The following is a 25,689-nucleotide window of genomic DNA, read 5'->3' as shown; positions in this document are numbered from 1 at the left end:
GGCCTCATCGGCAGCTATCGAACTATTGCAGCAGCCGGTCGTGGATGGCCGCTAACGACCCATAGCGGCCATTCAAGGCTGACCGCAATCGGCCAAAAGCAGCCGCTGATGTAGCTACGATAGTTAATTCAATTCAGGTCATCAGGCTGATGCTCTACTCCACGGATTTCATTTCTCCCAGATAAGCCCATTCACCACCAGAGCTGGCATTGAACCACAGCTTGTCGTCGCAGCCTTTATTAGGAATGAAAATTTTAAGATGGCTACTGTCCTGGCGCTCCACTACAGTTCCCATGCAGTTAAATAGTTTCTGCTGCCCTACCTCCCTGAAGGCCGAGAACAGTATTTCGTTAGGGTACATCTCGATCCATACTCCCGGTTTTACTTGAGTCCATCGGCGACTTCCCGCGTACTCTCCGAAGGTGTAGTTGAAGGTAAAGCTTACAGGCCGACCCAAAGCGCTTTCTGACTTGAGTTGCTGTTGCGTAGGATCTAAAGCTGGCGGAAGCTTTGTAATGTTGATCTCTTTTCCCACTGGCACGTTGCCCTGACAAGATGCGTTGGAAAATTGCAGTTCGACTGGTTCTGATGCCAACGCAGCTGGTCTAAACCACACCACCAGAATAAATACGACAATTCCCCCTCCCGCTTGGATTGGAAGTGCAGGCAAAGCGTCAATTCTCAGCCCCAAAATACCTGGGATACAAGCAGCAATCAGTGCAGACATCAGCCCAAGGGCGATGTTGAGCGTTCGTTCCTGGCTAATTGTTGGGCACCCGATGAGCAGCGTAGCTAAAACCAACAAGGCAAGTCCAACGCTCCCAGTGATGAAGAGGATACTGTCTCGCTTGTTCATTGAAGGCCTCCAGCTGGTATGAACTTTCAGCAATTTACGTTCTGCTCGCCATCAGCTTAGCCAAGTTTTAAGCCTACAGCCGTGCCATACGACAGTATTGGGATACGCTATCGGAAGCGTGGAAAAGGAAGGCACATGAGCGCTCAGGCCGAAACGACTATACGTTGATCACCGCATCTGGCCGAAAGGCGGCTGTTGCGATCGTCCGCTTCACGCCCTGAGGAAGTCAGTCGTGAATGTACGATTTCTACTCATAGCTGCCCTGGCAGAGGGCAGCTAACGACTCACAGCAGCCTACCCGACATTCACGCCTTAGTGTCGATGGCCACAATAGCCGCCAGATAAGCACCACTGCCGATTCCCACTTGTGCCCATATCGGGCGGGTTTCGTCGCCGTCTCGGTCATACTGCTCATCCGCATCCCAAAGCGTAAGGATCTGGTTAGGAAAGCAATATTCATCACTGTTGAAGTCATGCGGGCCAGAGCCATCCGCGTCAGCCATCAGGGCGAAAACCTCATTGGCAGGCAGGTTGAAGACATCAACGCCCTTGAACACCACCCTGAAAGCAGCCCCTCCCGACACGCCAATGAACAGTGCCTTGTCATCTGCACCGTACTCGATCTGCATCGCCGCATTGCTGAAGTAATCGCAATTACCATGGGCCGTTTGCAGCGGGAATCCGCTGGCGTCCATTGCCTGCCTGACTTCCACACGTGTAGCGCCGAGGCGCGCCGGGCCTACGGAATGCAGCGGCAGAATTTCAAATACAGGCATACAAGGTTCATCCCGGAAAGCAGCAACGTGGACAGGGGATCAGCGGTACCTGCAATCAGCCCCGCCCAATCTTGTCATTTGCCAAGTCTTGGGCCAAGGTCGATAGCACTGACATCTCTGCCGAAAGCTCTCTGCCGAAAGGAGTCACCCCATGTCCAAGATCTATCCCGCCATTGATCCCGAGGGGCTGGTCGAGTACTCGGTGGTCTACACCGACCGCTCGCTCAATCACATGTCGCAGGCGTTCCAGGGCGTGATGAGGAACATTTCCAGCACCCTGAAGCAGGTCTACAACGCCCAGGCCGTTGCAGTAGTCCCGGGCAGCGGTACCTTCGGCATGGAGGCGGTAGCGCGGCAGTTTGCCTCCGGCCAGCAATGCCTGGTGATCCGCAACGGCTGGTTCAGTTATCGCTGGAGCCAGATCCTTGAGATGGGCAACATCCCGGCGGCCACCACGGTGCTGAAAGCCCGACCGGTCGAAACGGGGCGCCAGGCGGCCTACGCCCCTCCTGCACTGGACGAAGTGCTGGCAGCCATCGAGACGCACAAGCCGCAGGTGGTCTTCGCCCCCCATGTCGAAACCTCTTCCGGGATGATCCTGCCCGACGATTACCTGCGGGCCGTCGGCGACGCCGTGCATGCGGTGGGGGGCTTGTTCGTGCTGGACTGCATCGCCTCAGGCACGCTTTGGGTCGATATGCAAAAGTGCGCCGTCGACCTGCTGATCAGCGCCCCCCAGAAAGGCTGGAGCGCCTCCCCTTGCTGCGCCCTGGTGATGTTCAGTGCGTTGGCCCTGGAGCGCATCGGGCAGACGCAGAGCAGCAGCTTTGCCTGCGACCTGAAAAAGTGGCTGCAGATCATGCAGGCCTACGAACAGGGCGGGCATGCCTACCATGCGACCATGCCCAGCGATTCACTCGCGCGCTTCAACGACGTGATGAACGAGATGCAAGCCTATGGCTTCGACAAGCTGCGCGGCGAACAACAGGTACTGGGCGATCGGGTCCGCGCCCTGTTGGCCGGCAAAGGTATCAGGAGCGTGGCCGCAGCCGGCTTCCAGGCCCCGGGCGTGGTGGTGAGCTACACCGATGATGCCGAAATCAAGAACGGCAGGAAGTTTGCCGAGCACGGCCTGCAGATAGCCGCCGGGGTGCCGTTGCAGTGTGACGAGCCAGCCGACTTCCAGACCTTTCGCATCGGCCTGTTCGGGCTCGAAAAACTGCACAATATCGAGCGCACGGTCAGCACCCTTGAGCAGGCACTGGACGAAGTGCTGATGAACTGAACCCTCATCCTGGCTGCATTTGGCCTACGCTCCAGACTGACCTCACACCAGCGCCAGGAGGGACCAGTACCATGAACGCCGTACCGTTACATCCATCGATCGACCAAGGTATTCAGCCGGAGCAACCCGGCTTCACCGGCGGCACCTTGCAGTGCCTGTGCCCGACCGACAAGGTCGAGGTTGCCATCAGCGCACAAACGCTGCACAACCATGCCTGTGGCTGCACCAAGTGCTGGAAGCCGGCAGGCGCGACCTTCTCGGTGGTGGCCGTGGTCCCACGCGACAAGGTCAGCGTGCTGGCCCATGGCGAGAAGCTCCAGGTGGTTGACCCCGGCGCGGTGATCCAGCGCCACGCCTGCCGTGACTGTGGCGCCCACCTGTTCGGCCGCATCGAGAACAGCGGCCACGCCTTCTACGGCCTCGACTTCGTGCACACCGAGCTGTCCCCGCAAAGCGGCTGGTCTGCACCGGCATTTGCCGCTTTCGTGTCCTCGGTGATCGAAAGCGGCACGCCACCGGCACAGATGGCGGCCATTCGCGGGCGCCTGCGTGAACTTGGCCTGGAACCCTACGACTGCTTGTCGCCGCCGCTCATGGATGCACTGGCGACACACGCCGCCAAGCAGAAAGGCACCTACCGCGACGCCTGACACTGCCCTTGGCGTCGACGCGGCCAAGCCGACTCGACGCCCCTTTGAGCCCCATGCCTGGTCAGCGGACCGAAGCGGAATGCCAGGCGTGCTTATCAGGCAGAGCGCCCTGCCACCGCGTTCACCCCCTCCAGCGTGGCAAAGGAAATGTCTTTTGCAGTGAGCAGGAAATCGCCTGTTGCGTGGCGAAAGCTCAATGGCTCGCGAGTTCGCGGCGGACGATCTCTGCCCCCGCACTCAAGGCACGCAACTTGCCGTTGGCCACGCGCCGCGGCAACGGCGCCATGCCACAGTTGGTGCACGGGTAGAGCTTGTCGGCCTCCACGAACTGCAGCGCCTTGCGCAGAGTATTGGCGACTTCCTCGGGGGTCTCGATCGTGTGGTTCGCCACGTCAATGGCACCGACCATCACCTTCTTGCCACGGATAAGTTCGATCAGCTCCATGGGGACATGGGAGTTGTGGCACTCCAGCGAGATGATGTCGATGCTGGACTTCTGCAGCTTGGGGAAGGCTTGTTCGTATTGCCGCCATTCCGAACCCAGGGTCTTCTTCCAGTCGGTGTTGGCCTTGATGCCATAGCCATAGCAGATATGCACGGCCGTTTCGCATTTCAGGCCTTCGACCGCCCTTTCCAGGGTGGCCACCCCCCAGTCGTTCACCTCGTCGAAGAACACATTGAACGCCGGTTCATCGAACTGGATGATGTCGACGCCCGCCGCCTCCAGTTCCCGCGCCTCCTCGTTGAGGATCCTGGCAAATTCCCAGGCCAGTTTTTCGCGGCTTTTGAAATGGCTGTCGTGCAGCGTATCGATCATGGTCATGGGGCCTGGCAGCGCCCACTTGATCGGCTGCCGGGTTTGCTGGCGCAGGAACCTGGCATCTTCGACGAAGACCGGCTTCTGACGGGCGACAGCCCCCACCACCGTCGGAACGCTGGCGTCATAGCGATCACGGATCCTGACGGTCTCGCGTTTTTCGAAATCAACGCCGCTCAGGTGTTCGATGAAGGTCGTGACAAAGTGTTGGCGCGTCTGCTCGCCATCACTGACGATATCGATGCCGGCGTGCTGCTGCGCTTGCAGGGCCAGGCGCAGTGCATCCTGCTTGCCTTCGATCAAGGCTTCATCCTGCAACTTCCAAGGGGACCAGAGTGTTTCCGGTTGCGCCAGCCAGGAAGGCTTGGGCAGGCTGCCGGCAGTGGAAGTGGGTAGCAGTTTTTTCATGGCGGATGACCTTGTATTCCTGGTAATTCAGCACGTGTAATGAGCGGACCATTGTTCGAGCACGGCCTGACAGGGCTTGATGAAGTGCTCTTCGACAAAACGTCCCTGTTCGATGGCCAGCCGGCTGCGTTCTTCGCGGTCATAGACAATCCGCGTCAATGAATAATCCTGGTGCTGCAGGCTGGGCTGGTAGTATTTGCCTGCCGCGGAATTCGCATTGTAGATTTCCGGCCGATAGATCTTCTGGAACGTATCCATGGTGCTGATGGTGCTGATCAACTCAAGGTTGCTGTAGTCACCCAGCAAATCACCGGAAAAATAGAACGCCAAGGGCGCGACACTGTTCGGCGGCATGAAGTAACGGACCTTCAGGCCCATTTTCCCGAAGTACTCATCCGTCAGCGAATATTCATCTTGCTGATATTCATGGCCCAGTACAGGGTGCTGATTTTCAGTGCGGTGATACTTCTTGCTGCTGGAAACACTCAGGCAGATAACCGGTGGCTTGGCAAAGTGTTCTTCATACGCTGCCGAGTTGACGAAGCACTTGAACAGCTTGCCGTGCAGCTCGCCAAAATGCTCGGGCGTGCTGAAGGCGGCCTGGTTTTTGTTGTGCCCCGGCAGCAGGACGCTGAAATCGTAATCGCGCACGTACGAAGAGAAATTGTTGCCGACCATGCCTGCGGTGCGCTCGCCCGTGGTGCGGTCGACGATGGTCGTCTTCAGGATTTCAATCAAGGGCAGTGGCTGATCGCTATTGTCGTCGCCGAGACTCATGGCGACAGAAACAATTTCAAGCTCGACCCTGTAACGATCCCCTTCGGGATTATCCCAGTGCGCCAGGGCATTGAAACGGTTGTCAATCATCTGCAATGTATTGCGCAGGTTTTCCTGGCGACTTGCCCCCCTCGCCAAGTTGGCGAAGTTGGTAGTGAGGCGCGTCGTTTCGGCAGGACGATAGTGCTCGTCAAAACCAATGCGCTTGATGGAAAACTTGAAGTCTGTGCACGTCATGATCGACCGTCCCACTGGAATACTTAAATAGCCTTTAATTGAGCCGTATTCTAGGTTCAGGGTCTGAGCGAGTGGAACTGAATTGATTTCACAGAATCTTTAGTCATGCTCATGACGCCTTCAGCGCAATCAGCGCCAGCCCCGCTAGTTGAAACGGACGATCCCCACTCGCCAACACTGCGCTACCGTCGTTGCCAACCCCCTCCCCGCCGCCCCACCATCAATAACTGGAGAACCTATGAGGGTATTGGTAAGCGTCAAGCGAGTGGTCGATTACAACGTCAAGGTTCGCGTCAAGGCGGACAACAGCGGTGTCGACCTGGCAAATGCCAAGATGTCCATGAACCCCTTCTGCGAAATCGCCGTGGAACAGGCCGTGCGCCTGAAGGAACAGGGTATCGCCAGCGAGGTCGTGGTGGTTTCGGTCGGCCCGGGCGCCGTCCAGGAGCAACTGCGTACCGCCCTGGCCCTGGGTGCCGACCGCGCCATCCTGGTTGAAGCCGCTGACGAGCTGAACTCCCTGGCCGTGGCCAAGGCACTGAAAGCCGTTGTCGACAAGGAGCAGCCGCAGCTGGTGATCCTCGGCAAGCAGGCCATCGACAGTGACAACAACCAGACCGGCCAGATGCTGGCCGCGCTGACCGGTTTTGCCCAGGGCACCTTCGCCTCCAAGGTCATCGTGGCTGGCGACAAGCTGAACGTCACCCGTGAAATCGATGGCGGCCTGCAGACGGTTTCGCTGAATCTGCCTGCCATCGTCACCACCGACCTGCGCCTGAACGAGCCACGCTACGCGTCGCTGCCGAACATCATGAAGGCCAAGAAGAAGCCGCTGGAGACCGTCACTCCAGATGCGCTGGGCGTTTCCCTCGCCTCCACCAACAAGACCCTGAAAGTCGAAGCCCCGGCTGCCCGCAGCGCTGGCATCAAGGTCAAATCGGTGGCCGAACTGGTCGAGAAACTGAAGAACGAAGCGAAGGTGATCTGAATGACTGTCCTGGTTGTCGCTGACCTTCTACAAGGTCCGGAAAAAGGTGCCGTAGCCCCGGCCACCCTGAACACTGTCGCCGCTGCCGCCAAGATCGGTGGTGATGTGCACGTGCTGGTCGCAGGCGCAAACGTCGGTGGCGTTGCCGAAGCCGCTGCCAAGATCGCTGGTGTGGCCAAGGTGCTGGTTGCCGATAACGCTGCCTACGCCCACGCATTGCCGGAAAACGTCGCGCCGCTGATCTTCGAGCTGGCCAAGGCATACAGCCACGTGCTGGCCCCGGCCACCACCAATGGCAAGAACATCCTGCCGCGCGTTGCCGCGCTGCTGGACGTCGACCAGATCTCCGAGATCATCTCGGTTGAATCGGCCGACACCTTCAAGCGCCCGATCTACGCCGGTAACGCCATTGCCACCGTGCAATCGAGCGCGGCCATCAAGGTCATCACCGTGCGTACCACCGGCTTCGACGCCGTGGCCGCCGAAGGTGGCTCGGCTGCGGTTGAAGCGGTTGGCGCTGCGCACAACGTTGGCATCTCTGCCTTCGTGGGCGAAGCGCTGGCCAAGTCCGATCGCCCAGAGCTGACCGCTGCCAAGATCGTCGTTTCCGGCGGCCGTGGCATGGGCAACGGTGACAACTTCAAGCACCTGTACAGCCTGGCCGACAAGCTCGGCGCTGCCGTCGGTGCCTCGCGCGCCGCGGTCGACGCCGGCTTCGTGCCGAACGACATGCAGGTCGGCCAGACCGGCAAGATCGTCGCGCCGCAGCTGTACATCGCCGTCGGTATCTCCGGCGCGATCCAGCACCTGGCCGGCATGAAGGACTCCAAGGTGATCGTCGCGATCAACAAGGATGAAGAAGCGCCGATCTTCCAGGTGGCCGATTACGGCCTGGTCGCTGACCTGTTCGAAGCCGTTCCGGAGCTGGAACAGCTGGCCTGATCCACTGAAACAAAAGCCCGATCCTCAAACCGAGGGCCGGGCTTTTTCATGGCATCTGCACCGCTCAGCGAACCCCGGGAAAGCCCTGGAAGCTCGGCAGGATGCTCATGCAACCCGGAATCTGTCGGCACGCCCTGGCCCCGGCAGACTCGGGCGCTACCGAGGCCAGCAACGTCAGGCCGATGATCAGTACCACCGACAGCGGCACGCAATACGCCAGCAAGCGCTGTATCTTCATGATCCACCTCTCGATCTGCCGCCCTGCCAGGCTGGCTGGCAGGGCGCAAGCACTCAGCGTTCATCCACCGTGATGATCTCGCGGCGCTCGGCCATGCTTGCCGGCACCTGGTCCTCGTCGGTAAAGAACTGCTGGTACCACTCGCGCAGCTGGTACACCGGGCCGTCGTTCTCGGCCAGCACCGGCTTGTCGATACGCACCTTGTGCTTCCAGATATCCACGTCCTGGTAGAACGAATCGCGGTTGCCTTTGACGTAGGCCTTGGCGATCTCACTGTTCTGCTCATCGGTCAGGCCCGGCACCCGCTTGACCATGCAACCGAAGCGCAGCACGAAGCTGTCCGGGGTCACCGGCACGTGGCTGTTGAGCAGGATCGCATGCACCCGCACATCGCCGAACATCGAGCTCAGCTCGGTGAAGTGGGTGGCCGGCCCGTAGTACGCCGATGGCGCAATCAAATCGCCGCCCAGGCGCTCGGAGTCGCCGTGGAAGATCTGCCGGCCGATGTGCCCTTCGAACTCGTTGGCAAAGTACTTGGTCGGGGTGCCGTGCACCGGCCCGAAATGCTGGGCGTCGACCAGGTTGTCGACCAGCTCGCGCGGGTTGGTCTCGATCAGCATGGTGTCGATGTTCCAGTCGTGGATCCACTCGGGGTCGTCCATCTCTGGCAGGTGCGGAATGACCACGCCCTCCTTCGGCGGGCGCCCTTCCGGGTTGTTCCAGACGAACAGCAGGTTGTTTTCCTCGCAGGTCAGCCAGCTGCGGGTCTTGGCCTTGGGTGGTATGCGCTTGCAGTAAGGGATGTCCACGCACTTGCCGCTGGTGTCGTACTTCCAGTGGTGGAACGGGCAGACCACGGTGTCGTTCTCGATAGTGCCCTGGGACAGGTCGGCGCCCATGTGCGGGCAGAACGCGTCGAGAATGCTGATGGCGCCGGCACTATTGGCAAACGCCACCAGGCGCGTGCCGAACACGTTCAGGGTGTGCAGCTTGCCATCACGGTAGTCGTCGGCCACGCCCAGGCAATGCCAGCCCCGGGCGTAGCGGTGGGTGCGCTGGGCGCTGTCGATGGAGAGTTCGGCGAGTTTGGTCATGTTGTTGTTATTCCTGTAGGGGGTACGCCAATCACCGGCAATACCCCTGCGGTTCCGGGGGGATTACCTGGCCGCTATCTTTGAGCAGCCGTGCCCGGCCCTCATCCTTCAATCGGACTAGGCCGCGGCTCATTGGCCAAAGCGCCGCGCCGCTTCCGGGCCGAAGTCGCGCGGGCTGAAGCCGGGGCGGTTGAGCAGGTAGCCGGTGCGCTGCTGGTTGATCAGGTTGAAGGCCAGGTAGCTGCCGGCGTTGAGGTCGTGGTACAGACCGACGCCGGCCTGGGGCCGTTGCGACTCGTAGGCATAGAAATAGTTGACCATCGAGGTCCGCCACAGCTCGCCGCGGATGTCGTAGTTGTCGGCCAGCATCGGGAACCAGGTGTCCTCGTCGATGTACAGCTTGCGCTTGCCGTACAAGTGGCGGTAACCCGGCTTCAGCGTGCCTTCCAGCTCCCACACCCGATGGCGCTCGTAGCGCATGGCCTGCGGGTTGATGTGCCCGGGCGTGAGCAGGTCGGCGTACTTGAGGTCCGGCGCATGCAGGCGGTAGGCGTTGTAGGGGATGAACATTTCCCGCTTGCCGACGATCTTCCAGTCGTAACGCTGGCCCGAGCCGTTGAACAGGCGCACCTCATCGACGGTGATCGAGCCGCCACTGCCCGGGAACGACATGTCGAAGCCATAGCCGGGCGACTGCCGCACCCGCCGCGTGCCCGGGTCGTAGCGCCAGGCCTGGCGCGGTTCGGTCTTGTCGTTCCAGAACTCGGTGCCGGTGTTGATCTCGCCCTTGTCGCGTTGCGGCAGCAGGGTTTCGTTGAGGTAGAACGACGAGTTGCCCAGCGTGTCACCGACCTTGCCCGGCTCCAGCGCCGGGGCCAGGTTGCGCGAATGCACGCGGCCCCAGTTGATGTTGCCGTTTTTGAGCACATAGGCGTTGTCAGAGGTGTATTCCTCGGTCCAGGCGCGCAAGGTGAAGGTCGACGCGTTCTTCAGCAGTTCCAGGCCGCTGCGCGGTACCGGGAATGGCGTGCCGCCGGTCTTGCCGACCACGCCCTCGCCGTCGTCCACCAGCTTGGCCAGCCTGGCGTTCTCGCGGGTGGCCTGGCACACCGTATCGTCGAAGCGAAAGTCGCGGTGGCTGGGGTAGACCGGCATCTTGAAGGTCGCCGGGTACAACTTGAACAGCGCCTTCTGCCCGTCAGACAAGGCATCGGCGTATTGCCCGAGGTTGTCGGCAGTGATCACGAACAAGGGCTTTTCATCAGGGTACGGATCGACCGGGTGCTGGCCGGTGCCCTTGAACGCCACATGCGGCGGCACGCCCAGCCACTTGCCGGAGAACGGCGGGATGCTGCCGTCGGCATTGCCGCTGGGGTCGGCGCCGAGGCAGGTCAGGTCCTTGCCCAGGCGCTCGACATCCTCGGGCGCGGCCAGCGCCACACCCGGCGCCGCAGCCAGCAGCAGGCCCAGGGCCAGGCCGCGGCGCGCCAGAATACTCTCGGTCATTATTGTTCTCCTTGGTTACCGATAGCGGTGGCCCAGTATCGGCAGCCCCTCGCGGCAGCAGCATCGTCCGCTCGGACTAACGCGTTTGCGGCGCCACGCTGCCGGGCTCGCCCAGCGCAACCACGCTGTTGAGCATGATCCGCACCAGCTCGGTCTGGCGCCGTACCCCGGTCTTCGAGAAGATCGAGCGCAAGTGCGCACGTGCCGTGTTGCGGCGGATGTTGAGGCGCTCGGACGCCTCTTCCAGGGACAGGCCGTTGGCCAGCTCCAGGGCCAGGCCGGTTTCTGCCGGGGTGAGGTTGTACAGCTGTGCGGTCACCGTGTTACTCGCCAACGACTTGCCCACCGCGTCGCGCACGTACACCACCACCGTCGGCTTGCCCTTGCCCTCGACCAGCTCCTGGGACGGCACCAGCTCCACCACCACCCCCAGATTGACCTGCCCGGACGGGCGCGACACCGACATCGCCTCGGCGCCTTGTGCGGTCAGGTTGCCTTGCCGGCTGCGCAGGAAGGCGCTGCGCACCAGCCGGCCCAGCTCGCGGTTGTCGCTCGGGTAGGTGGCCTCCAGGCGGCCACCCACCAGTTTCAGCCCGTCGTTGCTGTCGAGGATGTCGCGGGCCACCGGGTTCAGCTGCAGCACACTGCCGGTCTCGTCGAGCACGATGGTGGCGACGGCCAGGCGGTTGATGGCCTGGGAGTACAGCGTGCCCAGCGAGGCGCTGCGGTCGAGCAGCGCGTGCATGTACAGGGCCCGGCGCAGGTGCGGCACCAGCATTGCGCACAGCGCCCGCTCCAGTTCGCCAAAGCGCGCCTGCCCGCGTGGGCGGTTGATGCGCAGGCGCAGAGTCCCACCGTCGGGCAGGCTGATGTCGACGCCGAGCATGTGGAAGCAGCCGTAGGGCGCGCAGTACAGCAGGTAGAACGACGAACAGGCCCACTCGGCATCGCTCATCAGTTCGTCGACGGTGAACACCGTGTCCACCGGCAGCCTGTCGAACAGCGACGCCTTCTCGCAGTAGGCGAAATGGTTGACGCCGCCCTCCTCCGGCTCGACATCGCCAGCGACCATCATCGGCGACAGCAACGGGGCGTCGAGCACCCGCAGGATCAGCGTCACGTAGCTGGCCGCGAACAGCCCACGCAGTTGGCGCAGGGCCTCGTTGAGCCGCTGGGTATCGAGCGCCGCATCGTACATGTTGCCGATCAGGCGCTCATACTCGCCGAGCTCGATGCCCAGCTGGGCCAACACCTGGGCGTTAGGCAGCATGGGCAGGCTCCAGATCAGGGGCACGGGCACCGAACAGCAGGTCGGCACAACGGCGCACCCAGGGCTCGCTGCGGGCGCCGCTCATGGCCGCGCCGCCTGGCTCAGCGCCACGCCGCGTTGTGCGCCCTGGAACACGCCACGTTCACCGGCTACCAGCAGGTGGCGGCCGCTGAGCCCTACCGCCGAGGTCAAGGTACCCAGGCCACTGAGCTGGTCGATGCCGAGCAAGTCGCCTTCGGCATCCAGGTGAATCAGCCGGCTGCCGCCGCCCACCAGCACCAGCCCGGCCTGCCCCGGCAAGCGGGCGTGGCCGTAGATCGGCTGGCTGCTGCCGACCTCGACCCGCGCCCAGCTGTCACCGAAGTCGCGGCTGCGAAACACGTGGCCACGCATGCCGTAGGCCAGCCAGGTCGAAGCCGAGAGGCGCACCACACCGAACAGCGAGCCATTGTAGAAGGCCGGCATCTGCTGCCAGTGCTGGCCGCCATCGCTGGAGCGCAGCACCAGGCCCTGCTCGCCGACCAGCATCTGGCGGCCGTCAGTGCCGCCGTCGAGGCCGTTGAAGTGGGCACCGTCACCGGGCATTTCGCGTGCGGCCCAGTGCTCACCGGCATCGTCGGAGATCAGGTACTTGCCATAGCTGCCGTAGGCCACCACCTGCTTGCCGTCTGCACTCCACACGCCCAACAGCGGTTCGCCGAGGTCGGCGTCGTAGTGCTTTTCCTGCCAGGTCTGGCCGGCATCGCCCGAGCGCAGGATCCAGCCATCGTGGCCAACCGCGACCAGGACCTGGTCGTTCAGAGCGACCACGCCCGTCAGCGTCACCTCGCGCCCGATGCCAGGCTGGCTGGCCTGCCAGCTGCGGCCGCTGTCACGGCTGGCCAGCAGTGTGCCGCGTTCACCGACGGCAATCAGCCGGTCACCGCTGCTGATCAGCGCATTGACCTGGACCCGGTCGGCCAGCACCTCGGTGACCGCCAGGGGCGCGGGTTGGCGGGGGGCGAAGGCAAAAACCACGGCGGCGATGACGATGGCGCTCATGACATAGCCGGTCAGCTGGCGCGAGGCAGGCTTCATTGGGGTGACCCTCTTGGAATTGTGCCTGGATGATCTGGGTGGGGTGGGCTGGGGGCATCGTCCAAATGGGGTAGCGCGGGGATGTTCGCCTTTAGGGGTGTGGCGCCTATGAGATCGAGCGCCGCCCGCGCGGCGCATCGCAGGCAAGCCTGCTCCTACATCTGTTTCGGGCCAGTCTCTCCTGCGTCCATTTGCGCGCGTGCCCTTGGCGCATGGCTCGATATCGCGTCGTACAAACAAGGGGGCGCGCGCCATTGGTGCAGGCATGACTGGCCCGAAACAGATGTAGGAGCAGGCTTGCCTGCGATGCGCCGCGCGGGCGGCGCTCGATCTCACAGGCGCTGAAAATCCCAAGCCAGGTTCATGGCAACTCAAACAACCCCGCCGCCCCCATCCCGCCACCAATGCACATCGCCACCACCACATACCGCACCCCGCGCCGCCGCCCTTCCAGCAACGCATGCCCCACCATCCGCGCCCCGGACATGCCAAACGGATGCCCAATGGCAATCGCCCCGCCATTCACATTCAACCGCTCCGGCGGAATTTCCAGCGCATCCCGGCAATGCAGCACCTGGCAGGCAAACGCCTCGTTGATCTCCCACAGGCCAATATCCGCCACCCCCAGGCCAAAGCGCTTGAGCAGCCTGGGTACTGCCAGCACCGGCCCGATACCCATTTCCTGCGGCGCACAACCGGCCAGTGCGATACCGCGATAGATGCCCAACGGTGTCAGCCCGCGCCTGCGTGCCTCGGCCCGGCTCATCAACAGGCTGGCCGACGCACCATCGGAAAACTGCGAAGCATTGCCCGCCGTGACGAACTCGCCATGGCTCACCCACTTGCCGTCCTTCCACACCGGCTTCAGCGCGGCCAGGTCCTCCAGGCGCGTGCCCGGGCGGTTGCATTCGTCACGCTCGACGCGCACGCGCTGATGCCCGGCGGGCTGGCCGTCCTGGTCGAACAGCAGCTTGTCGACCTCCAGCGGCACCAGCTCTTCGTCAAACAGCCCGTCACGCTGGGCAGCCGCGGTTCGCAGCTGGCTCTGCAGCGAATACTCGTCCTGCGCGGCACGGCTGATGCAATAACGGCGCGACACGATCTCGGCGGTCTCCAGCATCGGGATGTAGGCGTCCGGCATCAGCGCCTGCACCGCCTGGGACTGGGCCCGGTAGCTGTTCTTGTGCTTGGTCTGGGTCAGCGACAGCGACTCCACGCCGCCGCCGATGGCAATGTTCAGCTCGCCCGTGACGATGCCCTTGGCGGCCATGCCGATGCTGATCAGGCCCGAGGCGCACATGCGGTCCACGGCCATGCCCGGCACGCTGTGGGGCAGCCCGCCGGTATAGGCGCACAGGCGGCCGATGTTGTAGGCCTGGGTGCCCTGCTGTACGGCGGCGCCCATGATCACATCGTCGATGGCCGCGGCCTCGACCCCGCTGCGCTCGACCACGGCACGCACCACGTGCCCGCCCAGCACAGGGGCCTCGGTGTCGTTGAACGACCCACGGAACGACTTGGCCAACGCAGTACGCGCGGTGGCAACGATGACGGCTTCATTCTGGTCCATGACGGCTCACTCGGTAACAGGGTTGAAGGTGTAGCGGCTGATGGTGTCGATCACGCAGCCCGGGCGGCTTTCGCCTTCGATCTCGACGCTGACCCGCACCACCAGCTGCACGCTGTCGGCCAGCTGCTCGGCACGCAGGATCTGGCCACGGCCACGCACCCGCGCACCCACGCGCACCGGCGCCGGGAAGCGCACCCGGTCGCTGCCGTAGTTCACCCCCATGGCCAGGTTGTCTATGGTCAGCAGCTGCGGCAGGAACAGGTTGACCAGCGACAGGGTCAGGTAGCCGTGGGCAATGCAGGCACCGAACGGGCCTTGCGCGGCCCGTTCCGGGTCGACATGAATCCACTGGTGGTCGCCCGTGGCTTCGGCAAACAGGTCGATGCGCGGCTGGCTGATGGTCAGCCATTCACTGTGGCCAAGGTCCATGCCCTCGGCGGCGAGCAAGGTCTGGGCATTGTTGAAGACATGATTCATGGGGCGCTCCTCAGGCTTGCTGCGAACTGACCGACAACACTTCGCCGACCATGTACGACGCGTAGTCACTGGCCAGGAACATCATCACGTTGGCGACCTCCCAGACCTCGGCGGCGCGGCCAAAGGCCTCGCGGCTGGCCAGGCTGGCCAGCAACGCTTCGCTGGAGGCCTTCTTGAGGAAGTCGTGCAGGGCAATCGACGGCGACACCGCGTTGATGCGCACGCCATGCTCGGCCGCCTCCAGCGCGCTGCAGCGGGTCAGCGCCATCACTCCGGCCTTGGCTGCGGCATAGTGGGCCTGCTCCTTCTGCGCCCGCCAGCCCAGCACCGAGGCGTTGTTGACGATCGCCCCGGCGCCGCGCCGCTGCATGTGCGGCAGCATTGCCCGGGTCATGCGGAAGGTGCCGGTGAGGGTCACATCCAGCACCCGCGACCATTCCTGGTCGGTCATCTCGACCACGGCCTTCTGGCCGCCGAGCCCGGCGTTGTTGATCAGCACATCGACGCCGCCCAGCAGGCTTTCGGCGCGGTCGACCAGGGCCTGCACATCGGCCTCCACGGTGACGTCGCACAGCTGGCCATGAATGGCTTGCAGGCCGGTTTCCACCTTCAGGCGCTCCACTGCCTCTTCAAGGCGGCGCGGGTGCACATCGGAAATCATCAGCGCCCGGCAGCCTTCCTCGGCGCTGCGCCGGGCCGCCGAATAACCGATGCCGGCACCGGCAGCAGCCGTGATCAGCACCGACTTGCCGGCCAGCAACTGGTGGCCGGGTACATAAGGGGGAACGTGTTTCATGGGTTTTTTCCTCAAGTCAAAGGTCGCCAGGCGCGGATCAGCTGCCCCAGACCCGTTGTGCCGCGGGTGCCTGGGCCAGGATCTGCGCCACGGCCGGGCCGATTTCCTCGACCTGCCAGCGCCCGCCCTTGTCCTGGGTGGTGCCGGTGCGCCAGCCATCGGCCAGCGAAATCCGCCCGCCCTGGCTTTCGAACACCTGCCCGGTCACCTGGGCGGACTCGACACTGCCCAGCCACACCACCAACGGCGCGACGTTTTCCGGTGCCCAGGCATCGAAACTGCCGTCCTCCGGCGCCTTGACCACGTCCGGCATCGCACTTTCGGTCATCGCCGTGCGCGCCGCCGGTGCCAGGGCATTGGCAGTGACGCCGTAGCGCGCCAGCTCCGCCGCCTGCACCAGGGTCAGCGCCGCGATGCCACCTTTGGCTGCGGCATAGTTGGACTGGCCAATCGAACCCTGCAGGCCGGCCCCGGAGCTGGTGTTGATGATCCGCCCGGCCACCGGAGTGCCGGCCTTGGCCAGGTCGCGCCAGCGGCGCCCGAGCAGGTTGGCCAGGCAGTAATGGCCTTTGAGGTGCACGCGCATCACCAGGTCCCAGTCGTCCTCCTCCAGGCTGATGAACATGCGGTCACGCAGCACCCCGGCGTTATTGACCAGCACATGCACCTCGCCGAACGCTGACAGCGCGGCGTCGATGATGCGCTGGGCGCTGGCCAGGCTGGTGATGTCGTCGCTGTTGCCGATGGCCTGGCCACCGCTGACGCGGATCTCGGCGGCCACCGCCTGGGCCGCCTCGGCGCGGATGTCGTTGACCACCACCTGGGCGCCCTGGGCGGCAAATGCCAGTGCATAGGCGCGGCCCAGCCCGCCGCCGGCACCGGTGATGATCACGGTGCGGCCTTCACATATCGCCATGTCTGAATCCTTTTGCTTGGAATGAAGAGCGCGGCTCAAAGGCGCTCGATGATCGTCACGTTGGCCTGGCCACCGCCCTCGCACATGGTCTGCAAGCCATAACGGCCACCGCTGCATTCCAGTTCGTTGAGCAACGTGGTGGTCAGCCGGGCGCCGGTCGCGCCGAGCGGATGGCCGAGGGCGATGGCACCACCATTGACGTTGGTACGGGCCGGGTCGTAGTCGAGTTCCTTGCTCCAGGCCATCACTACCGAGGCGAACGCTTCGTTGATTTCCACCCGATCGATGTCGCCCATGCGCAGACCGGTGCGTTGCAAGGCCCTGCGGGTGGCGGCGATGGGCGCGGTGAGGTGCCAGATCGGGTCGTCGCCGAGCACCGTCAGGTGGTGGATGCGCGCCCGTGGGGTCAGGTCGTAGCGCTTGAGCGCGGCCTCGGAGACCACCAGCAACGCCGCCGACGCATCGCAGGTCTGGCTCGACACCGCGGCCGTGATCGACGGGTACTGCGGATCGACCGGCTGCAGCTCGGCCATTTTCGCCAGGCTGCTCTGGCGCGGCGTTTCATCCACGTTCAGCCCCTGGTAACCGACGATCTCCCGGGCAAAGCGCCCACTCGCCATGGCCGCCAACGCCCGCTGATGGCTTTCCAGGGCGAACGCCTCCATCTGCTCGCGGCTGATCTGCCAATGGTCGGCAATACGCTGCGCGGCATAGAACTGGTTGACCGGCTGCGTGCCGAAGCGCGCACGCCAGCCCGCGCTGCCGCTGAACGGGTCGGCAAAGCCCAGCGGCTGCCCGGCGAGCATCGCCGAAGCGATCGGAATGCGGGTCATGGTCTGCACGCCGCCGACCGCCACCACATCCTGGGTGCCGCTCATCACCGCCTGGGCGGCAAAGTGCAGGGCCTGCTGCGACGAACCGCACTGGCGGTCGACGGTGGTCCCCGGCACCGACAGCGGCAGCCCGGCGGCCAGCCAGCTGGTGCGGGCGATGTCGCCGGCCTGGGCGCCAATGGTGTCGACACAGCCAAAGATCACGTCGTCGTAATCCTCGGCCGGGATGGCATTGCGCGCCACCAGGGCCTTGAGCACATGCGCGCCCAGGTCGATAGCGTGCACCTCGGCCAGCGCGCCCTTGCGCTTGCCGGTGGGGCTGCGCAGTGCATCGACGATATAAGCCTGTGCCATGTGCTACTCCTCGAAGGTATGCCCCGGCCCGAGCCGGGTGTTGTCGGCGAACAGGAAGGCGCCGACACGGGACTTGTGGAAACCGCGGTCGCCCCAGGACGCGTCCAGCGCCCAGGCCCGCTTCATGAACATCTGCAGGTCGACTTCCCAGGTGTACCCCATTGCGCCATGCACCTGGATGCCCTGGCGCGCCGCCAGCCAGCTGGCCTCGCAGCACGCCAGGCGGGCCTGCGAAACCCAAACCGAAGCGCTCGCCTCGCCCTGGGCCAGGCCATGGGCGGCACGGTACAGCACCGGTTTGGCTTGCTCGATCTGGCGTGCCACGTCGGCCAGGTGGTGCTTGACCGCCTGGAAGCTGCCGATCGGCCGGCCGAACTGCTTGCGCTGGGCCACGTAGTCCACCGACAGGTCGAGCATGCGCTGGGCCAGGCCGAGCAACTGGCCGGCCACCGACAGCGCGCCACGGTCGAGCATCTGCGCCCGCAGGCGCCGACCTTGCTCGCCACTGGCCAGCAGGGTCTGCGGCGTCGGGTTCCAGCTCACCTGGCCGAGGCGCCGCGAGGCATCGATGCTCGGGTTGGCCTGCACATCCACCGCCGCACGGGGCACCAGGTGCAAGTCGTCGCCCGCAGGCAGGATCAGCACCTCGGCCAGTTGGGCATCGCTGACCAGCGGGTTGATGCCGTGGCTGATCGCCAGGCGCACGCTGCCCTCGGCAATGCGCGGCAGCAGCCCGGCCCGTGCCGGGTGGCCGGGGTCGAGGCTGGCCAGCAGGCCGGCGGCCACGTAGGCGGTGTCGGCCAGCGAGTCGGGGATGCCGTAGTAGCCCAGCTCCTGGGTCATCAGCGCCCAAGCCACATCATCCATGCCCAGCCCGCCTTCGGCTTCGGGCACCGACAGCGCGGTCAGGCCCTGGGCGGCGATGCGGTTGCGCAGGTCCGGCGAACGGCCGGCGTCGGTCTCCCAGATTTCCCGGAGCATCTCCGGGGCGGCTTCGGTCATCAGGAAACGGCTGATGGCTTCGCGAAACGACAGCTGGTCATCGGTAAAGGTGAAGTCCATGGCCTGGTCCTTACTTGGGCAGGCCGAGCATGCGCTCGGCGATGATGTTGCGCTGGATCTCGTTGGTGCCGGCGTAGATCGGCCCCGCCTGGGCGAACAGGAAGCCTTCCAGCCAGCCCGCCGCTGCGCCGGCCAGCAGCTCGCCACGGGCACCCAGCAGGCGCATGGCGGTTTCGTGCATCTTCAGGTCGAGCTCGGACCAGATGATCTTGTTGATGCTCGACTCGGCGCCGATCTGCTCGCCGCGGGCCAGCCGCCCCACCGTGTGATAGGCCGACAGGGCATAGGCTTCGGCGCCCATCCAGCAGTCGATCACCGCATCGCCCAGGGCCGGGTCGCGCGCGGCGCTTTCAGGGTGGGCCTTGAACAGCTCCACCAGCTTGCGCGCGGTGTACTGGAAGCGCGCCGGCGAGCGCAGCAGCAGCCCCCGCTCGAAGCCGGCAGTGGCCATCGCCACGTGCCAACCCTGGCCCTCGGCGCCGATGCGGTTGGCCACCGGCACGCGCACGTCGTCGAAGAACACTTCGGCAAAGGCGTCCTTGCCGTTGAGCGCCTTGATCGGGCGAATGCTGACCCCGGGCGCGTCGAGCGGCACCATCAGGAACGACAGGCCATGGTGGCGGCTGGAGCCCGGCTCGCTGCGGAACAGGCCGAACAGCCAGTCGGCGTAGATCGCCCGGGTCGACCAGGTCTTCTGGCCATTGATCACGTAGTGGTCGCCATCGAGCAGCGCCTTGCTGGTGATCGCCGCCATGTCCGAGCCGGCGTTGGGCTCCGACCAGCCCTGCGCCCACATGTCGACGCTGGCTGCCATGCGCGGCAGGAAGCGGCGCTTCTGTTCGGCAGTACCGAACTCCATCAGGGTCGGGCCGAGCAGCAACTGGCCGTTCTGGTTGACCCGCATCGGCGCGCCAGCGCCGTAGTACTCTTCCTCGAAGATCAGCCATTCGGTCAGGTCGCAGCCACGCCCGCCAAGCTCGGCGGGCCACATCACCATCGACCAGCGGCTCTCGAACAGCTTCGCTTCCCAGGCTCGGTGCTGCTCGAAGCCTTCCCGGGTGTCGTAGCTGGCCAGCGGCTCGCGTGGCAGGTTGTGGGCGAGCCACGCCCGCACTTCGGCACGAAAGGCCTGCTGCTTGGGGGTATAGGTCAGTTGCATGGCGTTCCCTCAGAACTTGGCGTCGCGTTTTTCGACAAACGCCCGACGGGTTTCCGCCGAGTCGGGGCTGGTGTAGGCCTGCAAGGTGAAGCCCTGCTCCCAGCGGTACTTGTCTTCCAGGTTGCCGTCCTCGATGCCGTTCAAGGCTTCCTTGGCGATGCGGATCATCCCCGGGCTCTTGGCGGCGATACGGGCGGCAATGTCCAGGGCCGTTTCACGCAGCTGTGCCCGGGGTACCACGCGCTCGATGAAGCCGTAGGCCTGGGCCTGGGTGGCGTCGATGCTGTCGCCGGTGAAGAACAGGTAGCGCACCTTCTGCACCGGGAACAGCCGCTGCAGGTGGGCGCCGCCGCCCATGGCGCCGCGGTCCACTTCCGGCAGGGCAAAGCGCGCACAGTCGGCGGCCACGACGATGTCGGCGGCACCCGTAATGCCGATGCCACCGCCCAGCACAAAGCCATGCACGGCGACGATCACCGGCACCGGGTTGCGGTGCACCGCCTTGAAGGTCTCGTAGTTGCCGGCGTTGACCTCGACGATGCGCTCGGGGTGGGCGTCCAGCTCCTTGATGTCGACGCCGGCACAGAAGCCGCGCCCCTCGGCGCGGATGACGATGACGCGCACCTCGGGGTTGGCACCCAGTGCGCTGATCTGCGCGGCCAGGGCGCGCCATTGCTGGCTGTCGAGGGCGTTGACCGGTGGTTTGTCGATGACCAGTTCGGCAATGCCCTGGTCGATCTGGGTGGTGAAGGCCGGGTTCATGCGCGTTCTCCGCTAGGGGCAAGTCTGTCGTTGGGGGTTACCGACACTTCGGCCGGGCAGCGGGCGAGCAAGGCGTCCAGGCACTGGTTGGCCTCGGCAACAATGCCGTCGATGACCTCGCGGCAGCTCAGCAGCTCGCTGATCGCCGCCGCCACCTGGCCGCTGGGCAGGATGCCGGCGTCCGGCTCGCCATCGACCATCGAGCGCTGCAGCAGCACCGGCTGGTTGGCGGCCATGACCACCTGCGACAGCGCCGCCGGGTCCTCGCGCAGGGCGCGCACGAACACCGCGCCCATGTGCGCCAGGCTCATGCCGGTCTGTTGCTTCCATTGCCAGGCACTGGCCAGGGCGATGCGCAGGCGGCCGAATGGCCCGGCCTGTTCGAGGCGGTTGATGAAGCGGTTTTCGATCATGCGATGGCGCATGCCGTCCACCGCGGTGGTCACCCGTACCTGTTGTGGGTCGTCGACCATGAGGTAGCGCGCCAGGGTGCTGGCCGGGGTCGGCGATTCGCGGGTCATCAGGAACCGGGTGCCCATGGCGATGCCACTGGCCCCGGCCGCCAGCACGGCGGCCAGGCCACGCCCGGTGGAATGGCCACCTGCAGCGATCACCGGCACACGCACCGCCGCCAGTACCTGCGGCAACAGGATCGAGCCCGGTACGCCGCCCGTGTGGCCACCGCCCTCGCCCGCCTGCAGGGTGATCAGGTCGGCGCCCAGCTGCTGGGCCTTGAGCGCATGCTTGAGGGCACCGACGGTGGGCATGCACAGCACCCCGGCCGCCTTGAAGCGGGCGATGGTCTGCGCATCCGGCCCGCGCCCATAGCTGACGGCACGCAAGCGGTAACGGATGGCCAGGTCGACGCACTGCGCAGCGTTGTCCTGGAACATGTGGAAGTTGAGGCCGAAGTTGCTGCCGCCGGTGGCGTCGATCACCCTGCGGATCTCCGCCTCCAGCGCAGGGGCGGCAATCGTCGCTCCGGCCAGGAAGCCGAAGCCGCCAGCCTGGGTGGTGGCGATCACCAGGTTGGCATCGGAAACCCAACCCATGGCGGTCTGCACCACCGGGTAGCGGCAGCCCAGCGCCTCGGTCAGCGCGGTGTTCATCCAGCGGCTCACCGCTCGCCCCCTTCGGCGCGCAGCGCCTGCTTGTTGGCCTGGGCCATGCCCTTGGCATCGAAGCCGCCGAGCTTGTCACCCGATAGCAGCTCGTTGTGGGCATGGGCGAAATGGTGCCAGGCGAATGCCGCATCCATGGCCGTGCGCTTGCCTTGCAGGTCCTCGACGTGGTTGATCGCCTGCTTGGTCAAGGCCAGGCCCATGCGTGGCTGGCGGGCGATGCTCGCCGCCAGGGCATAGGTCACCGCCTGCAACTGCTCGCGCGGTACCACGCGGTTGACCATGCCCATCTGGTAGGCACGCTCGGCGCTCATGCGCTCGCCACAGAACAGGAATTCCTTGGCGATGCGCGGGTTCAGTTCATAGGGATGGGCGAAGTACTCCACCCCGGGGATGCCCATGCGCACCACCGGGTCCTGGAAGAACGCATCGTCGCTGGCAACGATCAGGTCGCACACCCACGCCAACATCAGCCCACCGGCCACGCAGGCGCCATGGACCATGGCGATGGTCGGCTTGGGCAGCTCGCGCCAGCGCCGGCACATGCCCAGGTAGACCTCCTGCTCGCGGGCATACAGCTGCTCGCCACCTGGCTTGTTGGTGTGGTCCCACCACAGGTGCGCACGCTCGAACGGCTTGTTGATGTCGCGCCCGGGGGTGCCGATGTCGTGGCCTGCGGAAAAGTGCCGGCCCTCACCGCACAACACGATGACCTTGACGCTGTCGTCGTCCACCGCCTGGCGCAAGGCCGCGTCCAGGGCGTAGGTCATCTGCGAGTTCTGCGCGTTGTTGAACGCCGGGCGATTGAGGGTGAGCGTGGCGATACCGTCGGCCACGGCATACAGCACCGGGTCCTGGGTCTCGTACACGGCCGCATCTTCGCGGCTGACGAATTGGCTGTCGCTGCTGTGCATGGTGGTGTCCTCAGGCAGCGCGGATGCCGGGCGGGTTGCCCTTGATCGCGCTGGCACGCAGGCCATGGGGGTCGAGACGGCGGATCAGCGCCAGTTGCTCGGCATTCGGGTGCACGGTCTCGCGCAGCTGCGCCGAGCGCAGCAACGGGAAGCCGGTCTTGTCCTGCACTTCGTCGAAGCTCACGCCCGGGTGCAGGGTGCGCACCTGGGCGGCGCGGCCAGGGCCGTCGAAGTCCAGGGTGCACAGGTCGGTGATGACCTGGCGGATGTCCATCAGGTCGCGGCGCGCGCCCTCGGGCCAGCGCTCGGCCTTGAAGCCGACGCCGGAGACCATGTCCACTTCGCCGCTGACAAACACCCGGGTGCTGTGGTTGGGCACGAAGAACGAGTTGAGATGATTGATGCTGTTGCCCGGCAAGCCACGCACGCCGAGCATCGCGGTGCGCGGTTTGTGGTAGTCGCCGACGCAGGACAGGTTGGTCTGGCCCCAGCGGTCGACCTGGGTCGGCCCGATCATGGCGTGACGGCGGCCGCCCCAGACGCATTCGAACACCCGCTCGAAGCTCAGGTAGCCGCTGTAGCGTGGCGCCTGTTCGCCACGCGGGCCCAGCGGGATCGGCTCCTCGACCAGGAACGCCTCGCTGTCGGTCATCAGCAGCTCGGGGCTGTGGGTGAGCTTGGCAAGGCTGGCGCCCAGGCGCGGAATCACGCCCAGGCCCGAGGCGATGACCTCGCCATTGCCGCGCCAGGCTTCGGCGGCGGCCACGATCAGCAGTTCGGCCAGGGTGAATGCTTGGGTGGTTGTCATACAGGGAATCCTCAGAACACGGGAAGGGGCAAGGCGCCCATGCGCGCGGCGCCGCCGTTGTGCGCCTGGTAGGCCTGCTCGCCGCCGGCCACGCAGGCCTCGACGTAGCGTTGCCAGCCGCCCTCTTCCTGGGCGCTGGCGACATAGCCCTTGAGGTGCTCCAGGTCCCAGCCGTAGTCCGACGGACAAGAGGTCGGGTGGGCACCGAGCGGTGCATGCACCACACCGGTCACCAGGTAACGCTCGAAGGTGTTGCCGCGGGCCTGCTCGGCATCGAGCTGCAGGCGTTCTTCCAGGCGTTCGCACGAGACGAAGCACTGCTTGGCGGCCCGGGCGAACAGGTGGTCGAAATACGGGTCGGGGCCGGTGACCAGGCAGTTGCCCAGGCGGTCGGCGACGTTCACATGCAAGAACGCCACGTCCAGTTCCAGCGCCGGCATGGCCAGCAGCACTTCACCGTCGTCATAGGGCGAGCGGACGGTCTTCAACGCCGGGTTCAGCCGCGTCACATCGGTGGCCAGGCCACAGCGGGTGGGCAGAAACGGCAGGCGCATGCCAGCCGCACGCAGGCCCCACTGGAACATGCCCTCGTCGAGCTCCATCAGCTCCAGCTCGCCCGCCTCGCGGGCTTTGCGGTAGTAGGGTTCAAGCGGGATGGCATCGAGGGTGACGAAGCCGAACACCAGCTTGCGCACCTTGCCGGCCGCACACAGCATGCCGACCTCCGGGCCGCCATAGGCGACCACGGTCAGGTCCTTGACCGGCGAGCGGAGGATTTCCCGGACAATGGCCATCGGCTTGCGCCGCGGCCCCCAGCCACCGAAGCCGATGGTCATGCCGTCGCGCAGCTGGGCGACGGCATCGGCACTGGTCATTTGTTTGTTCATGCTCAACTGCTCCTTACTGCTGGCCGACCGAGAAGTCGTGGCCCCAGATACTCACGCGGGTGAACTCGAAGGCCGAATGCTCGGCCCAGTCGACCTGCAACCCGCCATGGCCGTACTCCAGGTCGAAGCCGGACGGTGTCTTCATGTAGAAACTGGTCATGCGGTCGTTCAGGTGCTGGCCGAGGGTGGCCGACAGCTGCCCGCCATGGGCCTGCAGGCGGTCATGGGCGCGGCCGACCTCGGTCATCGAGTCCACCTCGACCATCACGTGCACGCAGCCGGACGGCACCGGGTACTCGGCCAGCGCCAGGCTGTGGTGGCGCGCATTGGCGCAGTGCAGGAAGTGGATGCGCACCGGCGGCGCCGACGGGTCGGGGCGGAAGTTGAAGATGTCCGACAGGCCGAAGCCGAGCACGTCCTTGGCAAAGGCCAGGGTGGCGTCGAAATCCGGTGCCGGCAGCACGGTGTGGCCAAGGCCCATGTCGCCGGTGACGAAACGCGGCACCCCTTGCGGCGAGACGAACGGCTGGCAGTCGGAGCGGTGGCCCCAGCTCAGCTCATGCTGGTTGCCGGACGGGTCGCTGACGGTGACCAGCGCCTGCACGCCGCGTTGCTCGATGGCCTCACGGCTGCCGACCTGCCAGGCCACGCCGCAGCGTTCCAGGTGCTGCAGGGCCTGGTCGAAGGCCTGCTCGCCCGGCAGCTCCCAGCCACTGGCCAGGTAGCGCGGCGAATCGCCCTCGACCACCAGCATGCGGTAAGGCCGCTCGTCCATCTTCACGTACAGGCCGCCGCCGGGTGCTGCCTGCACCTGCATGCCGAGCACCTGTTCGGCATAGCGTTGCCACTGGCCAAGGTTCTCGATCTGCGCGACGAAGTAGCTCAAACCACGAATGTCGATCATGCCCATGTTCCTCCAGGCTCAAGGGGTTGCCTGGGGGACATTGTGCAAAGCAGCCACGCCGTGCTCATCGTCCGTTGAGACTAAGCGCCATGCGTGGCGCCGAGGGTTGCGGGCCTAGTCCGTTTCAATGATTCGCAGTGATTGGCGTATCCCTAGATTCGGGGTGTTGGGCTGCGTTGCAGCCCTTCGCGGGCAAGCCCGCTCC

26 protein-coding genes are annotated in these 25,689 nt (G+C 64.9%); 4 read left to right on the top strand and 22 right to left on the bottom strand.

What is annotated here, in order from left to right:
* Positions 1 to 154: 154 nt before the first annotated feature.
* Both ACIPZ8_RS22680 and ACIPZ8_RS22675 read right to left on the bottom strand, forming a co-directional pair.
* Positions 155 to 856 (bottom strand): hypothetical protein, encoded by a 702-nt coding sequence (locus ACIPZ8_RS22680; protein WP_400727806.1) that lies wholly within the window; start codon positions 854 to 856, stop codon positions 155 to 157.
* Between the two features lie 305 nt (positions 857 to 1,161).
* Positions 1,162 to 1,632, bottom strand: coding sequence for a hypothetical protein (locus ACIPZ8_RS22675; RefSeq protein ID WP_400727804.1), 471 nt, complete (start codon positions 1,630 to 1,632; stop codon positions 1,162 to 1,164).
* A gap of 151 nt (positions 1,633 to 1,783) precedes the next feature.
* Between ACIPZ8_RS22675 and ACIPZ8_RS22670 the strand changes: the two genes are divergently transcribed.
* Both ACIPZ8_RS22670 and gfa read left to right on the top strand, forming a co-directional pair.
* Positions 1,784 to 2,917, top strand: a complete 1,134-nt coding sequence (locus ACIPZ8_RS22670) for an aminotransferase class V-fold PLP-dependent enzyme (protein ID WP_400727801.1) — start codon at positions 1,784 to 1,786, stop codon at positions 2,915 to 2,917.
* A gap of 71 nt (positions 2,918 to 2,988) precedes the next feature.
* Positions 2,989 to 3,567 (top strand): S-(hydroxymethyl)glutathione synthase, encoded by a 579-nt coding sequence (gene gfa / locus ACIPZ8_RS22665; RefSeq protein WP_400727798.1) that lies wholly within the window; start codon positions 2,989 to 2,991, stop codon positions 3,565 to 3,567.
* 193 nt (positions 3,568 to 3,760) lie between these two features.
* On the opposite strand, the gene ACIPZ8_RS22660 is transcribed toward gfa, so the two are convergent.
* The gene (locus ACIPZ8_RS22660; protein WP_400727795.1) at positions 3,761 to 4,792 is read right to left on the bottom strand and encodes a methionine synthase; all 1,032 of its coding nucleotides are present in this window, start codon (positions 4,790 to 4,792) and stop codon (positions 3,761 to 3,763) included.
* A gap of 27 nt (positions 4,793 to 4,819) precedes the next feature.
* Positions 4,820 to 5,806, bottom strand: coding sequence for a DUF1852 domain-containing protein (locus ACIPZ8_RS22655; RefSeq protein WP_400727792.1), 987 nt, complete (start codon positions 5,804 to 5,806; stop codon positions 4,820 to 4,822).
* Between the two features lie 238 nt (positions 5,807 to 6,044).
* Here ACIPZ8_RS22655 and ACIPZ8_RS22650 point away from each other — a divergent pair, with 238 nt between their 5' ends.
* Positions 6,045 to 6,794: an electron transfer flavoprotein subunit beta/FixA family protein gene (locus ACIPZ8_RS22650; RefSeq protein WP_400727789.1), complete on the top strand. Its 750-nt coding sequence runs from the start codon at positions 6,045 to 6,047 to the stop codon at positions 6,792 to 6,794.
* The gene (locus ACIPZ8_RS22645; protein WP_400727786.1) at positions 6,795 to 7,736 is read left to right on the top strand and encodes an electron transfer flavoprotein subunit alpha/FixB family protein; all 942 of its coding nucleotides are present in this window, start codon (positions 6,795 to 6,797) and stop codon (positions 7,734 to 7,736) included.
* A gap of 64 nt (positions 7,737 to 7,800) precedes the next feature.
* Here the strand turns inward: ACIPZ8_RS22645 and ACIPZ8_RS22640 are convergent, their stop codons facing one another.
* From ACIPZ8_RS22640 to ACIPZ8_RS22555, 18 genes are all read right to left on the bottom strand, one after another.
* Positions 7,801 to 7,974 carry a hypothetical protein gene (locus ACIPZ8_RS22640; RefSeq protein WP_400727784.1) on the bottom strand — a complete coding sequence of 58 codons (174 nt, stop codon included), beginning with the start codon at positions 7,972 to 7,974 and terminating at the stop codon, positions 7,801 to 7,803.
* 53 nt (positions 7,975 to 8,027) lie between these two features.
* Complete coding sequence (locus ACIPZ8_RS22635) at positions 8,028 to 9,068, bottom strand: Rieske 2Fe-2S domain-containing protein (RefSeq protein ID WP_400727781.1); 1,041 nt, start codon at positions 9,066 to 9,068, stop codon at positions 8,028 to 8,030.
* A gap of 129 nt (positions 9,069 to 9,197) precedes the next feature.
* Positions 9,198 to 10,574, bottom strand: a complete 1,377-nt coding sequence (locus ACIPZ8_RS22630) for a DUF1329 domain-containing protein (protein ID WP_400727778.1) — start codon at positions 10,572 to 10,574, stop codon at positions 9,198 to 9,200.
* Positions 10,575 to 10,650: 76 nt separating this feature from the next.
* Positions 10,651 to 11,844, bottom strand: coding sequence for a helix-turn-helix transcriptional regulator (locus ACIPZ8_RS22625; protein WP_400727775.1), 1,194 nt, complete (start codon positions 11,842 to 11,844; stop codon positions 10,651 to 10,653).
* 81 nt (positions 11,845 to 11,925) lie between these two features.
* Positions 11,926 to 12,921: a WD40/YVTN/BNR-like repeat-containing protein gene (locus ACIPZ8_RS22620; protein ID WP_400727772.1), complete on the bottom strand. Its 996-nt coding sequence runs from the start codon at positions 12,919 to 12,921 to the stop codon at positions 11,926 to 11,928.
* A 361-nt stretch (positions 12,922 to 13,282) separates the two neighbouring features.
* A complete protein-coding gene (locus ACIPZ8_RS22615; RefSeq protein ID WP_400727769.1) occupies positions 13,283 to 14,491 on the bottom strand; it encodes an acetyl-CoA C-acyltransferase in 1,209 nt (402 codons plus the stop codon).
* 6 nt (positions 14,492 to 14,497) lie between these two features.
* Positions 14,498 to 14,968 (bottom strand): MaoC family dehydratase, encoded by a 471-nt coding sequence (locus tag ACIPZ8_RS22610; RefSeq protein ID WP_400727766.1) that lies wholly within the window; start codon positions 14,966 to 14,968, stop codon positions 14,498 to 14,500.
* Positions 14,969 to 14,978: 10 nt separating this feature from the next.
* The gene (locus ACIPZ8_RS22605; RefSeq protein WP_400727765.1) at positions 14,979 to 15,764 is read right to left on the bottom strand and encodes an SDR family oxidoreductase; all 786 of its coding nucleotides are present in this window, start codon (positions 15,762 to 15,764) and stop codon (positions 14,979 to 14,981) included.
* A 37-nt stretch (positions 15,765 to 15,801) separates the two neighbouring features.
* Complete coding sequence (locus tag ACIPZ8_RS22600) at positions 15,802 to 16,680, bottom strand: SDR family oxidoreductase (protein ID WP_400727763.1); 879 nt, start codon at positions 16,678 to 16,680, stop codon at positions 15,802 to 15,804.
* A 35-nt stretch (positions 16,681 to 16,715) separates the two neighbouring features.
* A complete protein-coding gene (locus ACIPZ8_RS22595) occupies positions 16,716 to 17,867 on the bottom strand; it encodes an acetyl-CoA C-acetyltransferase (protein ID WP_400727761.1) in 1,152 nt (383 codons plus the stop codon).
* 3 nt (positions 17,868 to 17,870) lie between these two features.
* On the bottom strand, positions 17,871 to 18,929 hold the full coding sequence (locus ACIPZ8_RS22590) for an acyl-CoA dehydrogenase family protein (RefSeq protein WP_400727758.1): 1,059 nt from the start codon (positions 18,927 to 18,929) through the stop codon (positions 17,871 to 17,873).
* 10 nt (positions 18,930 to 18,939) lie between these two features.
* Positions 18,940 to 20,088: an acyl-CoA dehydrogenase family protein gene (locus ACIPZ8_RS22585; RefSeq protein ID WP_400727755.1), complete on the bottom strand. Its 1,149-nt coding sequence runs from the start codon at positions 20,086 to 20,088 to the stop codon at positions 18,940 to 18,942.
* 9 nt (positions 20,089 to 20,097) lie between these two features.
* Positions 20,098 to 20,850: an enoyl-CoA hydratase family protein gene (locus ACIPZ8_RS22580; RefSeq protein ID WP_400727752.1), complete on the bottom strand. Its 753-nt coding sequence runs from the start codon at positions 20,848 to 20,850 to the stop codon at positions 20,098 to 20,100.
* Complete coding sequence (locus ACIPZ8_RS22575) at positions 20,847 to 21,971, bottom strand: NAD(P)H-dependent flavin oxidoreductase (protein WP_400727750.1); 1,125 nt, start codon at positions 21,969 to 21,971, stop codon at positions 20,847 to 20,849. Before ACIPZ8_RS22575 ends, ACIPZ8_RS22580 begins: the two co-directional genes overlap by 4 nt.
* Positions 21,968 to 22,885, bottom strand: coding sequence for an enoyl-CoA hydratase (locus ACIPZ8_RS22570; RefSeq protein WP_400727747.1), 918 nt, complete (start codon positions 22,883 to 22,885; stop codon positions 21,968 to 21,970). The genes ACIPZ8_RS22575 and ACIPZ8_RS22570 overlap by 4 nt, the downstream gene beginning before the upstream one ends.
* A 10-nt stretch (positions 22,886 to 22,895) precedes the next feature.
* Positions 22,896 to 23,693, bottom strand: a complete 798-nt coding sequence (locus ACIPZ8_RS22565) for a CoA-transferase subunit beta (RefSeq protein WP_400727744.1) — start codon at positions 23,691 to 23,693, stop codon at positions 22,896 to 22,898.
* Between the two features lie 11 nt (positions 23,694 to 23,704).
* Positions 23,705 to 24,580 carry a CoA-transferase gene (locus ACIPZ8_RS22560; protein ID WP_346654536.1) on the bottom strand — a complete coding sequence of 292 codons (876 nt, stop codon included), beginning with the start codon at positions 24,578 to 24,580 and terminating at the stop codon, positions 23,705 to 23,707.
* A gap of 13 nt (positions 24,581 to 24,593) precedes the next feature.
* A complete protein-coding gene (locus ACIPZ8_RS22555) occupies positions 24,594 to 25,484 on the bottom strand; it encodes a VOC family protein (protein WP_400727741.1) in 891 nt (296 codons plus the stop codon).
* Positions 25,485 to 25,689 lie beyond the last annotated feature (205 nt).

It is taken from the genome of Pseudomonas sp. NPDC089422 (assembly GCF_044749405.1).
Taxonomy (GTDB): Bacteria; Pseudomonadota; Gammaproteobacteria; order Pseudomonadales; family Pseudomonadaceae; genus Aquipseudomonas.
Note: the sequence above shows the minus strand (reverse complement) of the source record. Positions and strands in the feature narration are given on the sequence as shown.

Bases quoted from the DNA above. Each gene is read 5' to 3' on its own strand.
- ACIPZ8_RS22670 (WP_400727801.1), top strand. From the start codon at position 1,784: ATGTCCAAGATCTATCCCGCCATTGATCCCGAGGGGCTGGTCGAGTAC.
- ACIPZ8_RS22620 (WP_400727772.1), bottom strand. From the start codon at position 12,921: ATGAAGCCTGCCTCGCGCCAGCTGACCGGCTATGTCATGAGCGCCATC.
- ACIPZ8_RS22645 (WP_400727786.1), top strand. From the start codon at position 6,795: ATGACTGTCCTGGTTGTCGCTGACCTTCTACAAGGTCCGGAAAAAGGT.
- ACIPZ8_RS22555 (WP_400727741.1), bottom strand. From the start codon at position 25,484: ATGATCGACATTCGTGGTTTGAGCTACTTCGTCGCGCAGATCGAGAAC.
- ACIPZ8_RS22660 (WP_400727795.1), bottom strand. From the start codon at position 4,792: ATGAAAAAACTGCTACCCACTTCCACTGCCGGCAGCCTGCCCAAGCCT.
- ACIPZ8_RS22565 (WP_400727744.1), bottom strand. From the start codon at position 23,693: ATGACAACCACCCAAGCATTCACCCTGGCCGAACTGCTGATCGTGGCC.
- ACIPZ8_RS22655 (WP_400727792.1), bottom strand. From the start codon at position 5,806: ATGACGTGCACAGACTTCAAGTTTTCCATCAAGCGCATTGGTTTTGAC.
- ACIPZ8_RS22650 (WP_400727789.1), top strand. From the start codon at position 6,045: ATGAGGGTATTGGTAAGCGTCAAGCGAGTGGTCGATTACAACGTCAAG.
- ACIPZ8_RS22610 (WP_400727766.1), bottom strand. From the start codon at position 14,968: ATGAATCATGTCTTCAACAATGCCCAGACCTTGCTCGCCGCCGAGGGC.
- ACIPZ8_RS22635 (WP_400727781.1), bottom strand. From the start codon at position 9,068: ATGACCAAACTCGCCGAACTCTCCATCGACAGCGCCCAGCGCACCCAC.
- ACIPZ8_RS22570 (WP_400727747.1), bottom strand. From the start codon at position 22,885: ATGCACAGCAGCGACAGCCAATTCGTCAGCCGCGAAGATGCGGCCGTG.
- ACIPZ8_RS22595 (WP_400727761.1), bottom strand. From the start codon at position 17,867: ATGGCACAGGCTTATATCGTCGATGCACTGCGCAGCCCCACCGGCAAG.
- ACIPZ8_RS22590 (WP_400727758.1), bottom strand. From the start codon at position 18,929: ATGGACTTCACCTTTACCGATGACCAGCTGTCGTTTCGCGAAGCCATC.
- ACIPZ8_RS22640 (WP_400727784.1), bottom strand. From the start codon at position 7,974: ATGAAGATACAGCGCTTGCTGGCGTATTGCGTGCCGCTGTCGGTGGTA.
- gfa (WP_400727798.1), top strand. From the start codon at position 2,989: ATGAACGCCGTACCGTTACATCCATCGATCGACCAAGGTATTCAGCCG.
- ACIPZ8_RS22680 (WP_400727806.1), bottom strand. From the start codon at position 856: ATGAACAAGCGAGACAGTATCCTCTTCATCACTGGGAGCGTTGGACTT.
- ACIPZ8_RS22605 (WP_400727765.1), bottom strand. From the start codon at position 15,764: ATGAAACACGTTCCCCCTTATGTACCCGGCCACCAGTTGCTGGCCGGC.
- ACIPZ8_RS22580 (WP_400727752.1), bottom strand. From the start codon at position 20,850: ATGAACCCGGCCTTCACCACCCAGATCGACCAGGGCATTGCCGAACTG.
- ACIPZ8_RS22560 (WP_346654536.1), bottom strand. From the start codon at position 24,580: ATGAACAAACAAATGACCAGTGCCGATGCCGTCGCCCAGCTGCGCGAC.
- ACIPZ8_RS22615 (WP_400727769.1), bottom strand. From the start codon at position 14,491: ATGGACCAGAATGAAGCCGTCATCGTTGCCACCGCGCGTACTGCGTTG.
- ACIPZ8_RS22630 (WP_400727778.1), bottom strand. From the start codon at position 10,574: ATGACCGAGAGTATTCTGGCGCGCCGCGGCCTGGCCCTGGGCCTGCTG.
- ACIPZ8_RS22675 (WP_400727804.1), bottom strand. From the start codon at position 1,632: ATGCCTGTATTTGAAATTCTGCCGCTGCATTCCGTAGGCCCGGCGCGC.
- ACIPZ8_RS22625 (WP_400727775.1), bottom strand. From the start codon at position 11,844: ATGCTGCCTAACGCCCAGGTGTTGGCCCAGCTGGGCATCGAGCTCGGC.
- ACIPZ8_RS22585 (WP_400727755.1), bottom strand. From the start codon at position 20,088: ATGCAACTGACCTATACCCCCAAGCAGCAGGCCTTTCGTGCCGAAGTG.
- ACIPZ8_RS22600 (WP_400727763.1), bottom strand. From the start codon at position 16,680: ATGGCGATATGTGAAGGCCGCACCGTGATCATCACCGGTGCCGGCGGC.